Source organism: Neisseria sp. P0001.S005 (assembly GCF_051963715.1).
This window is the reverse complement of record NZ_JBQCTZ010000111.1, coordinates 1-11,288: the sequence shown is the minus strand read 5'-3', so window position 1 is coordinate 11,288 and position 11,288 is coordinate 1. Positions and strand designations below refer to the sequence as shown.

The window sequence follows — 11,288 nt, the reverse complement described above, 5'->3', positions numbered from 1 at the left end:
TTGTGCGGACACACGCTGGATTTGGCCAAACAATCCGGCGCCACCTCGGCCGAAGCCGATTTCAGCGAGTCGCTCGGTCAAAGCGTCAGCGTGCGCTTGGGCGAAATCGAACAAATCGAGTTCCAACAAGATAAATCTTTAGACATTACGGTCTATGTCGGCCAACGCAAAGGCCGCGCCAGCACTGCCGACTTCTCCGAGCGCGCCCTGCAAGATACGGTTAAAGCCGCCATCGATATTGCACGCTATACCGCCGAAGACGATTGCGCCGGCCTTGCCGATGCTGCCTTGATGGCAACCCACATCGGCGACCTCGACCGCTACCACGAATGGGATTTGAGTACCGAATCCGCCATTGATTTGGCCAAACAATGCGAACAGGCCGCGCTGTCAACGGACGAACGCATTGAAAATTCCGAAGGCGCATCGGTTCATACCGGCCATTACCAATACGTCTACGGCAACACCCACGGCTTTGCCGCACACCAGCAAAGCACGCACCACAGCATTTCTTGCAGCGTGGTCGCCAGCGACGAACACGGCATGCAGCGCGACTATTGGTACAATTCTTCCTGCCGTCACGAAGACATGGACGCGCCCGAACTCATCGGTAAAACCGCGGCCGAACGGACTTTACGCCGTCTGAACAGCCGCAGTGTTCCGACCGGCAGCTATCCCGTACTGTTTGACACCACCGTCGCCGTCGGTTTAATCGGCCACCTTATCGGCGCACTCAGCGGCGGCGCGCTTTACCGTCAAAGCAGCTTCCTGATTGACAGCATCGGCAAACAGGTGCTGCCCGAGTTTCTCAGCCTGCGTGAAGAACCGCATATCCTGCGCTCGTTCCGCAGCACTTATTTCGATGCCGAAGGCGTGGCCACGCAGCCACGTTTTGTGGTGAAAGACGGTATCGTCGAAGGCTATTTCCTCAGCAGTTACAGCGCGAAAAAGCTCGGTATGCAGACAACGGGCAACGCCGGCGGCGCGCACAATCTGTATCTGAACCACACCCACGCCACGCAGGCCGACCTGTTGAAAGAAATGGGAACAGGTTTGCTGGTTACCGAATTGATGGGACAAGGCGTCAACGGCATTACCGGCGACTACTCGCGCGGCGCGGCCGGTTTTTGGGTGGAAAACGGCGTCATTGCCTATCCGGTTCAGGAAATCACCATTGCCGGACGTTTGCAGGACATGTACCGCGACATCATCGGCGTGGCAGACGACGCATTACGCCGTTCGTCCAACCAAATCGGCTCCATCTTGGTTTCAAAAATGACGGTTGCCGGCAACTGATTGAACTAAATATACAAAAGGCCGTCTGAAAGATATCTTTTCTTTTCAGACGGCCTCGCCGTTATCTATTTCCATAAAAAACACATCATGCATATTGTCGTTATCCCCTCTTGGTATCCTTCTTCCGAAACCGACGTGGACGGAATCTTTTTCCGTCTCCAAGCCCAAGCCCTGCAACGCGAAGGCATGAAAATCGGCATGGTCGTGCCCATGTTCCGCTACTTGAGAAGCCAGCCGAAAACCATCTTCTCACGCTTCTACGGCCTGCGCCGCCATCAGCAAGGCGGACTCAACACTTACGCCTACGACAGCATGTATTTCTTCCCGCGCTGTCCGGTTGTCGATATCGACCGCATCCGCTGGGTCAACGCAGGCATGAAAGCTTTTGAAGCCTATATCGCCGACAACGGCAAACCCGACGTAATTCACGCCCACTGCGTCAACTACGCCGGCATTTTGGCCTGCGCCATCTTCAAAAAATACGGCATTCCCTATGTGATTACCGAACACAGCAGCGCCATTTCACGCGGCCTTGTCCGCAAAAACCAATGGCCGTCCATGCACGAAGCCGTGCGCCACAGCGCGGCACGGTTCGCCGTCAGCCGTGATTTCTGCCGTATTCTCGAAAAAACCTACGCCGGTACAGACTGGCAATACCTGCCCAATATGCTGGGCGGCAATTTTGAACAGGATTTCGAGTTCCCCGAAAAAAACAATCAAGACTTTACCTTCTGCAGCGTCTCCCACCTGCGCCACCTCAAAGGCCACGACCTGCTCCTACCTGCTTTTGCCGAAGCACTCAAAACCCATCCGCAGCTCAAACTCAAAATCGGTGGCGGCGGCGCAGAAGAAGGCCGTCTGAAACAACTGGCAAGCGACTTGTGCATCAACCACGCCGTTACCTTTACCGGCGCATTGACCACCGACCAAACCTTAGACCTCATGCACCACAGCAACGCATTCGTCCTCGCCAGCCGTACCGAGACCTTCGGCGTCGTCTATATCGAAGCTCTGTCGCAAGGTTTGCCCGTTATCGCCACACGCTGCGGCGGCCCCGAATCCATCGTCACTTCCGACAACGGCCTGCTGGTACCAATCGAAAACATACCGGAGCTGACCAAAGCATTGCTCACCCTCTACGAAAACCATGCACAATACGATCCCGTCCGTTTGCGCCAAGATTGCCTGCAACAATTCGGCAGCCGTGCCATTGCGCAACACCTGATCGATACCTTCCAAAAAGTGCTTAATAAGTAGGCATAAACCATACAGGCCGTCTGAAATCCTTCAGACGGCCTGCCTGCTTCCAACAAGACAAATCTAGTGTAAAATTAAGACAATAACCAAACTTTTTGATTTAAAATCAGTCCAAAGAAAAACTGTTACCTATAATAATATCCCCACATACATTATGCGCTATTACGGAACGATTACTCGCTGGAACAACAAGCGCGGCTTCGGCGCCGCTACCATAGAAGACACAGGCCAAGAAATCTTTCTTGCCCTTGCCGCCTTTACCACCCTTACTCGCCTTCCGGCCGAAGGGCAACACATCTCCTTCAACATCACAGAAGGCCGACGCGGCCGCAAAGAAGCCGAAAACGTCTGCTTCGCCCTCGATTGCGCCGACTGCTTTGATGTCCTCGTCCCTCCCCCTGAAAAACCCCTCGCCGGCAAACAGGCCATCATCGGCCTGATTGCCGTTATCTTCGTCTGCAGCATTTTCGCCGTCTTGTGGTACGGCCTCCACTTTTCCGACAACACACCGGAAGAGCCAGCCGTTAAAAAACAAGAAACCATGGTTCACGAAGTAGCCGCCAAAATCGAAGCCGAACGCAAAGCATGGCGCGATGCCGTCAACCGCAGCAACCAACGCTCGGGACAGCCTCAACGTGCCAAAGATAATACTTCAAAACAATAACGCTTTATCCAATACAAAAAGGCCGTCTGAAAAAATGGGAAGATGAAATTATAGATTTCTTCCTCATTCTTTCAGACGGCCTTTGTTCTTATCTCAATTCGGCTCTGCCATTTCCAACGCCCGTTTGATGTCCACGGCGACGACGCGCGATACGCCTTTTTCCTGCATGGTTACGCCGACGAGCTGCTCTGCCATTTCCATGGTCAGGCGGTTGTGGGAGATGTAGAGGAACTGGGTTTGCGCCGACATTTCTTTGACCAGGTTGCAGAAACGCGAGGTGTTGGCGTCGTCCAGCGGGGCGTCGACTTCGTCCAGAAGGCAGAAGGGGGCGGGGTTGAGGCTGAACAGGGCGAACACGAGGCTCATGGCGGTGAGGGCTTTTTCGCCGCCGGAGAGGAGGTGGATGGTGCTGTTTTTCTTGCCGGGCGGGCGCGCCATGATGGATACGCCAGCGGTCAGGAGGTCGTCGCCTATCATTTTGAGGGTGGCTTCGCCGCCGCCGAACAGGGTGGGGAAGAAGGTTTGGACTTTTCCGTTGACGGCGTCGAAGGTTTCTTTGAAACGCGCTTTGGTTTTGTCGTCGATTTGGGCGATGGCTTCTTCCAAAAGGGTGATGGCGGCCTGCACGTCTTCGCTTTGGCTGCGGTAGTAGCCGTCGCGTTCGCGCGCTTCTTCGAGTTCTTGCAGGGCGGCTAGGTTGACGGCGCCGAGGGCTTCGATTTGCTGGGTGAGGCTGCCGATGCTGCTGTTCAATACTTTCGGCGATTCTTTCGCCAAGGCTTCGAGCGCGTCCAAATCGGCGGCGCGTTCGGTCAGGTTTTGATGGTAGCGTTTGGCGTTAATCAGGGCTTCCTGCTGTTGCAACAGGGCGGTTTGGGTGGCTGCCTGAAGCTGCGGCAGCTTGGTTTGCAGGGTTTGTACGCGGGCGTATTGCTCCCTGCCCTGCTCCTGAATCTGCGCGAGTTTTTCCTGCACGGCGATGTATTCTTCGTCCAGCATGTGCACGGCTTCGGTCAGCTCGTCGAGCTTGATGTGCTGTTCGTCGTTTTTGAACTCGGTTTCATAGGCGAGGGCAAGCTCTTGCTGGCGTTCCTGCCAGTCCAGGGTTTGCTGTTCGAGCCGGGCGATTTGCTGCCGGTAGTTTTGTTTTTGCTGGTTGAGCTTGTGGACGGCAACTTCGGCCAGCCCGTATTGGCGGTTGGCTTCCAACAGGGCAAGCTGCGCCTGTTTCAGACGGCCTTGCTGCTCTTGGCGGCTGTGCGCGGTGGTTTGCTGCTGGTGTTCGAGTTCGGAGGCGGCTTCCTGCAAAGTAACGATGTCGTCTGAAAGCCCGTCGGACGTGTGTTGCAATACAGTCTGTTCTTCCGCCAACTGCGCCAGTTCGCGAGCGATGTGTTCGCGGCGGATTTGCCCTTGGTTGGTGCGCGCCAGAAGTTCGGCGGCGCGTTGCTGCGCTTGGCTGTATTGGCGCGTGTGCTGCTGTTGCTGCTGCATCAGGTTTTTGTGCTGAGTTTCAGACGAGCGCACGGCGGCCTCCGCCTGTTTGAACGCGGCTTCGGCGGCGGAAAGTTCGGGGGCGAGGTTTTCCAGTTCGGACGCGATGCCGTCGAGACGGGCTTTTTGGGCAATCAGGCTTTCCTGTGCGGGCTTGGCATAGAGCAGAACGCTGACTTTATCGACCTGATGGCCTTCGGGCGTGAGCCAGATTTGGTGTGCACCCAAATCATTTTGATGAGCGAGGGCGTAGCTCAAATCGGGCGCGCACAATACGCCGTCGAGCCAGTGGTGCAACGCCGTCTGAAACGGCGGCTGCGCTTGGATTTGGTTCAGCAATGCCTGTACGGGCAGGGATTTTTTGATGCCGCCGGAGAGGTCGTCTGAAAGCCATGCTGCCTGTCCCTGCGGCAAAGGCGCGGGCGGCACGAAGCCGTGCGGCACGGCGCGGGCGTGCAGGCGTTCGGCAAGAATGACGGACAAGGCGTGCTGCCACTCGGCGGGCGCGGTGATGTGCTGCCACAGCTGCGGCGCGGCGGCGTGGTCGGTTACCTGCCAGAAGTCGGCAGCTTCCTGCTGCTGCGACAGGATTTGCGACAACGCCTGCTGCTGCGCCTGCAAGGTAATATGTTGCTGCTTCAGGCTTTGGAAGCGGTTTGAGGCCGTCTGAAACGCTTCACGTGCAGCGTGTAAGGCTTCTTCGGCGGCAATGATTTGTTCTTCGTAATGTTCTTGCTGGCTTTGCAACAAGGCGGCGGCTTCCTGCGCTGCAGCGGTTTCGGCTTCATCGGGCAGGTTCAGGGCTTGGTTTTCCTGCTTCAGACGGCCTTTGCGCTCTTCATGCTTGGCAATCGTTTGTTCGGCATGGGCAAGCTGCTGCTGCTTCAACGCCAGTTCACGGCGGATACGGTTTGCCTCGTCCTGCTGGGTCTGGAAGGCAGCATTGAGCGTAGCTTGTGCTTCTTCCAATTCGGGCAGACGCTCTTCGTGTTCGGCAACCTGCATCGCCCACTCCGCCAGCTCGGTTTGTTTTTCTTCAACCTGCAACTCGTTTTCTTCCAGCTTGACGCGGATTTGCTGCTGTTCTTGATGGATGCGCTGCAACTGCGCCTGCGCTGCCTGCTTGTCGCGTTCGATGCGTTGGTGCAGGTTTTGCTGATGGCGGATTTGTTCTTCCAAACGGGCAATCTGCTCGCGCAACACACCGCGTTTGTTGCTCAATTCATGTACCGCCTGCTGTTGCGACTGTTCGGCGGTCTGCAAGGTGTGTACTTCGTCGTTTAATGCCTGAACCTGCGCGGCGGTTTCGTCCTGCTGCGCCTGCAAAGACTGATGCTGCGCGGTCGCTTTGTCGGCAGCGGCAAGCGATTGCTGCCATTGGGCGTAATCGAGCAAATCCTGTTGCTGGTTCAACTGCGCGGTCAGGGATTTGTAGCGTTCGGCGGTTTCCGCCTGTTTCTCGAGCTTTTCCACCTGACGCGCCAACTCGTTCTGCAAATCGCCCAAACGCTGTAAATGCTCGCGTGTGCCTTTCAGACGGCCTTCCGTCTCCTTACGGCGTTCCTTATATTTGGACACGCCCGCCGCCTCCTCGATATAGGCGCGCAACTCCTCCGGCCGCGCTTCGATGATGCGTGAAATCATCCCCTGCTCGATGACGGCATAACCGCGCGCGCCCACGCCCGTACCCAGAAACAAATCAGTAATGTCGCGGCGGCGCACGGTCTGATTGTTGATGAAATAAGTCGATTCTCCCTGACGCGTTAGCTGTCGCTTGATGCTCACCTCGGCATACTGCCCCCACGCCCCCTGCAAACTGTGGTCGCTGTTGTCAAACACCAGCTCCACCGAAGCCCTCGGCGCAGGACGGCGCGTCGCCGCACCGTTAAAAATCACGTCCTGCATACTCTCGCCGCGAAGCTGCTTCGCCGAAGCCTCGCCCAACACCCAGCGCACCGCGTCAATCACATTCGACTTGCCGCAGCCGTTCGGCCCGATGACCGCAACAAGCTGCCCCGGCACATGAATCGCAGTCGGGTCGGTAAAAGATTTGAAGCCGGAGAGTTTGATGTGGGTAAGGCGCATGAGATAAGGACGGGAAAAAAATAAAGTGGGATTTTATACTAAAACAGTAGAAGAAACCGACAATTCAATCATGGAAGTATTATGCCTGTAAAACGAAATTACGCTCTAGCTTACGAAGTGCATGCTTAGTACGCTTTGCATTTTGATTTTTGCATCTTGAGTTTATTTAATGCATAAATATTATATTCTTATTTTATTGATGAGAGATATGAAGATGGAAATTTAAAAATCAAAAATGAAAAAACCTGAGTCCAGTTTTCACTGGATTCAGGTTTTAATGTCATCTGGAAAGATATAGTTTGAAGATTATCTGCGTAGAACGTCGTTGACGAAACCGTTGCAGATTGTTTCAAATAAGTATCAATTCCATGAGTTAATCAGAATTTAACGCCCAAATGAAGACCTGCACCTCGTTGGCGACCGCCGTAAACCTGCAAGGCCGTATTCAATTGTTTACCGCCCAATTGGTAATTTACTCCTGCTTCACCCAAAGTGGTCCCTCCTTTCATAGTCGGACTAGGTAAGGATAAGCCTTGATATTGAGCACGTACATGACCATTCCATTCTCGTTCATGAGCTAAACCAAAATGCAATTTTGTTTTGGCTAACTGATGGTTATATTGCACACCAATACGGCCTCTTTGAGAACGAACTGAAGAAAAATGATATGTTTCACCTGAATTCAACTTAGCTTTATCACTAGATGTATGGGAGTCAAAGTATTTAATATAAGTGTCTAATGAATTTAGACTGCCTAGCTGCCAAATCTTACCTGCACCGATATGGCCCGCTATGTAATTGGATTTGCTGTCATAGTTGACCTGGTTGCCATTAGCATGCACGAAATCGTTACTGCGGTAGTCTCCTGAAACACGACCGGCACGAAGGCTGCCTTGCATATACAAGCCATTGTTCCACAAATAATTCCCAAATGTATTTGCACCTAAGTACCAAGCCTTACCTTTACCTCTGGTGCCGTCGTCCAAATGTGATGTATAACGAGTATAACCGTATTCAGCAGCGATACCATATGTTAGATTACCCAAGCCTAAAGGTTTATTCCATGCATAACCTGCATCAAATGTCATACCTTTCAGTTTTACATGACTGCCTGTCGTTACTTCACGGTTATCAGCACGGACATTAGCAAAGCCGTTAGAGCCGATATTTGCTTTGTTTTTATCTACATTGGTATTTTGATAGAATGATTCCAAACCGCCTTCCAAAAGGTAAGCTGAACCACCATTAATCAACGCTGGCGCAACCAAACGACCTTGCAACAAAGATTTAGTTTTTGGGTTTACATTAGCAGATGGCATTGTGGTGTCAGTATTGTTGGAGGCATTGTTCTTATTCCCTGTACCAGTATTATTCACAGAGCCATTGTTGTTAGCTGGAACGTTTATGCTGTCCTTAATGTTATTTTTTTGGAATACTAAATCTAGGTTTTTTGACTGATCATCCACTCTAATATCTGCCAAATCATGAGTCAGAGTAACGCCTTGATATACCTTTCCTTGCCCTTTCCATGCGATTTCCCTGGTGGGATCTACCTGTATCAAATGTACAATATCTCCTGCTTTCAAAGCAGTATCTCCCGGCACATAGCTGTTAACGGTAGCATTACCCAAATCTATAACTGAATCAAAATCCCCTTCAATACCTAACAGTTTCAATGCGATATCTTGATTACGGGTATTGTTGGGCAGATAAAAATTGTAGGTATTGAAATATCCAACTTTACCAGCAGATATGCTGTTCATTTCTATCGGTTCGTTGATGTTACCCAAATTTAACGTATTACCGGCACTTTTATTACTGCTGACACCACCATAGAGCACACCGGAAACTTCGCCTCTGCCCAAAAGCGTAACGATATTATTATTAGTTTCTTCTGTTGCCCCCCCCTCCTGAGAGGTTGGCAATCTTGAAATCTCTATTAAGCAGAACTTTATTGCCATTTGCACGTGTGACTGCCACCCCTCCAACAAGCTTATCTCTCACTATCGCATTACGGCCGAGCATGACAGTATTGTTGTTTGCCTCGCTCTCCAAGCCAGCTTGACCGCCTATAACCTCATCAGCAGTCAGGTTTGCACCTATCGTTACCAAATTTTCAGAAACATTGCTGCCATTCCAAGCATCACCGCCACGTATCCTATTAATATTTGCATCTTTACCGATTCTGAGTTCATTTTTGTTTACAATAGCTTTTTCTGTGCCACTACCCGCAACAACATTAAATATTCTGCTACGGTCTCCGATAGTCACGCGGTTTTCGTTTTCTGTATTATCAGGGATGACACTGGACTCTTTGCCTGAACTACCACCTAATACTTGTCCGGCATAAAAATCATCTCCGATACGAACAACATTGGAGTTAGTGACAACAGGAACATAATTAGTTTGATGTCCTGCGCTGCCGCCTGTAACAATTCCACCACGGACCAACTCTTCATCGGGAAGTTTCGGACCTACCCTGACATTGTTACCGATTAAGACTTCGTTGAAGGAAGATAGCATCCCATCCGAACCGCCAGAGACACTTCCTGTTACAACCGAATTATCTCCAATATGAACACTGTTGCTGGAGGAATCTATTTCAATATTTTTGCGGCTGGCCTCATCTGTCTTTACGCCACTAGCAGAACCACCTTCAACAAAACCATTTATTATTGCATTAGCTCCAATACGCACAGCATTGAAAATAGCACTGGATTCGCTCGATGAACCGCCCAAAACAAATCCATTATCTTTTTCCGTACCAATTTGGACATTATTTCCTATCACCACTTCATTATGATTAGTTTCTTTTTTAGTCGAGCTTCCACCACGAATAGCGCCCGAAACATGTGCGCTGTGTGCAACATTGACACGATTATTATTAGCCGAGCCTTTGTGGGCACTGCCACCAGTAACGGAGCCATCTACTTTCTGACCTAATCCCACTGATACAGAGCAACCGTCGGCATTTTCATTGCTAAAAAAGCTTCTATCACATCCATAAATCGATGCTGCCTGGGTATATATCGGAAACATACCTGCCAACATACAAGTAAGAGTAGTTAATGCTGTACTCAATTGATGATTATTATTTTTTGTCATAATCGAGCTAGTTTTTTTAATACGCATGTTTTGTTCCTTTAGAAATTGATGGCAAATGTGAAAAATACGACTTAAATAAAAAATTACTGCGTTACCGTAAGCCTAAGGGGAAAGATCTCTGAAATATCCACAGCAAATTGATTACCACCTTAATAATAAATCTTTGTGCTATACCAAAGCGTATCGCTTTGCTATTTTTATTTCAAACTACTGGTTTATCATAATAAGTTTATAACAATTTATCAAGCAGTGTGATTTTTTAGATTATCGGTACATTTATTATCTTCAGTGGTTTTTAGAAGTATTCTTTAACTACAACAAATCCTGCTTTCTTTGAAAACTCTATGGAAATATACTGCTTACACTTCACTTAAAATTCAAAGATTTATACAATCTTATGATATTCGTAGCGTTGCCTCATTTTAACTAAGTTTTAAAGCAATGATATTATTGTTGATTAATTTTGTACTACTTTGTTTCTATACGCGGCAGCGCACGGTCTGATTGTTGATGAAATAAGTCGATTCGCCCTGACGCGTCAGCTGCCGCTTGATGCTCACCTCGGCATACTGCCCCCACGCCCCCTGCAAACTGTGGTCGCTGTTGTCAAACACCAGCTCCACCGAAGCCCTCGGCGCAGGACGGCGCGTCGCCGCACCGTTAAAAATCACGTCCTGCATACTCTCGCCGCGAAGCTGCTTCGCCGAAGCCTCGCCCAACACCCAGCGCACCGCGTCAATCACATTCGACTTGCCGCAGCCGTTCGGCCCGATAACCGCAACAAGCTACCCCGGAACATGAATCGTGGTCGGGTCGGTAAAAGATTTAAAGCCGGAGAGTTTGATGTGGGTAAGGCGCATGGCAATGTTTCGAATCGGAAAAGAAGGCGTATTTTAACGGAAATACGCTTATCCGTTGAGAGAAAATCTGACAACTCAAATCAAATAAAAAGGCCGTCTGAAGTTTCAGACGGCCTTTTTATTTTTAATTTGAATTACACCGATACGGCTGCTTTGATGTGCGGATGCGGATCATAGCCTTCCAACTCGAAGTCTTCAAATTTGAAGGCAAATAAGTCTTTGACTTCAGGGTTGATTTTCATGGTCGGCAGGCTTCGGAAATCGCGGCTTAATTGCAGTTGAGCCTGCTCGATATGGTTGCTGTACAAATGCGCATCGCCAAACGTATGGATAAACTCACCTGCTTCCAAGCCGCATACTTGCGCCATCATCATGGTCAACAATGCGTAGCTGGCGATGTTAAACGGTACGCCAAGGAAAATATCGGCGCTGCGTTGGTAAAGCTGGCAGGACAGTTTGCCGTTGGCAACGTAAAACTGAAACAGCGCGTGGCAAGGCGGCAAGGCCATTTCGTCGACCAAAGCCGG

The 11,288-nt window shown here is 50.6% G+C and carries 7 protein-coding genes and 1 pseudogene; 3 read left to right on the top strand and 5 right to left on the bottom strand.

The genetic code is table 11. The annotated features are described in order from the left end of the window. The 3 genes from pmbA to ACTHSP_RS12970 form a co-directional block, all read left to right on the top strand. A partial coding sequence (gene pmbA, locus ACTHSP_RS12980; RefSeq protein WP_440346230.1) for a metalloprotease PmbA occupies positions 1–1,296 on the top strand: 1,296 nt, incomplete at its 5' end. A gap of 87 nt (positions 1,297–1,383) precedes the next feature. Then, positions 1,384–2,553 (top strand): glycosyltransferase, encoded by a 1,170-nt coding sequence (locus ACTHSP_RS12975; protein WP_049350672.1) that lies wholly within the window; start codon positions 1,384–1,386, stop codon positions 2,551–2,553. 154 nt (positions 2,554–2,707) lie between these two features. Next, positions 2,708–3,217 carry a cold shock domain-containing protein gene (locus ACTHSP_RS12970; protein ID WP_313971112.1) on the top strand — a complete coding sequence of 170 codons (510 nt, stop codon included), beginning with the start codon at positions 2,708–2,710 and terminating at the stop codon, positions 3,215–3,217. Positions 3,218–3,310: 93 nt separating this feature from the next. On the opposite strand, the gene smc is transcribed toward ACTHSP_RS12970, so the two are convergent. The 5 genes and pseudogenes from smc to thyA all read right to left on the bottom strand — a co-directional run. After that, on the bottom strand, positions 3,311–6,796 hold the full coding sequence (gene smc / locus ACTHSP_RS12965; RefSeq protein ID WP_440346229.1) for a chromosome segregation protein SMC: 3,486 nt from the start codon (positions 6,794–6,796) through the stop codon (positions 3,311–3,313). A 377-nt stretch (positions 6,797–7,173) separates the two neighbouring features. After that, positions 7,174–8,721 carry an autotransporter outer membrane beta-barrel domain-containing protein gene (locus ACTHSP_RS12960; protein ID WP_440346228.1) on the bottom strand — a complete coding sequence of 516 codons (1,548 nt, stop codon included), beginning with the start codon at positions 8,719–8,721 and terminating at the stop codon, positions 7,174–7,176. Continuing rightward, positions 8,681–9,928, bottom strand: a complete 1,248-nt coding sequence (locus tag ACTHSP_RS12955; protein WP_440346227.1) for a hypothetical protein — start codon at positions 9,926–9,928, stop codon at positions 8,681–8,683. The genes ACTHSP_RS12960 and ACTHSP_RS12955 overlap by 41 nt, the downstream gene beginning before the upstream one ends. A 458-nt stretch (positions 9,929–10,386) precedes the next feature. After that, positions 10,387–10,761, bottom strand: a pseudogene (locus ACTHSP_RS12950) (AAA family ATPase); the annotation flags it as partial. A gap of 134 nt (positions 10,762–10,895) precedes the next feature. Further along, the coding region (gene thyA / locus ACTHSP_RS12945; RefSeq protein ID WP_440346226.1) for a thymidylate synthase at positions 10,896–11,288 on the bottom strand (393 nt) is incomplete at its 5' end.

Bases quoted from the DNA above. Each gene is read 5' to 3' on its own strand.
- smc (WP_440346229.1), bottom strand. From the start codon at position 6,796: ATGCGCCTTACCCACATCAAACTCTCCGGCTTCAAATCTTTTACCGAC.
- ACTHSP_RS12955 (WP_440346227.1), bottom strand. From the start codon at position 9,928: ATGCGTATTAAAAAAACTAGCTCGATTATGACAAAAAATAATAATCAT.
- ACTHSP_RS12975 (WP_049350672.1), top strand. From the start codon at position 1,384: ATGCATATTGTCGTTATCCCCTCTTGGTATCCTTCTTCCGAAACCGAC.
- ACTHSP_RS12970 (WP_313971112.1), top strand. From the start codon at position 2,708: ATGCGCTATTACGGAACGATTACTCGCTGGAACAACAAGCGCGGCTTC.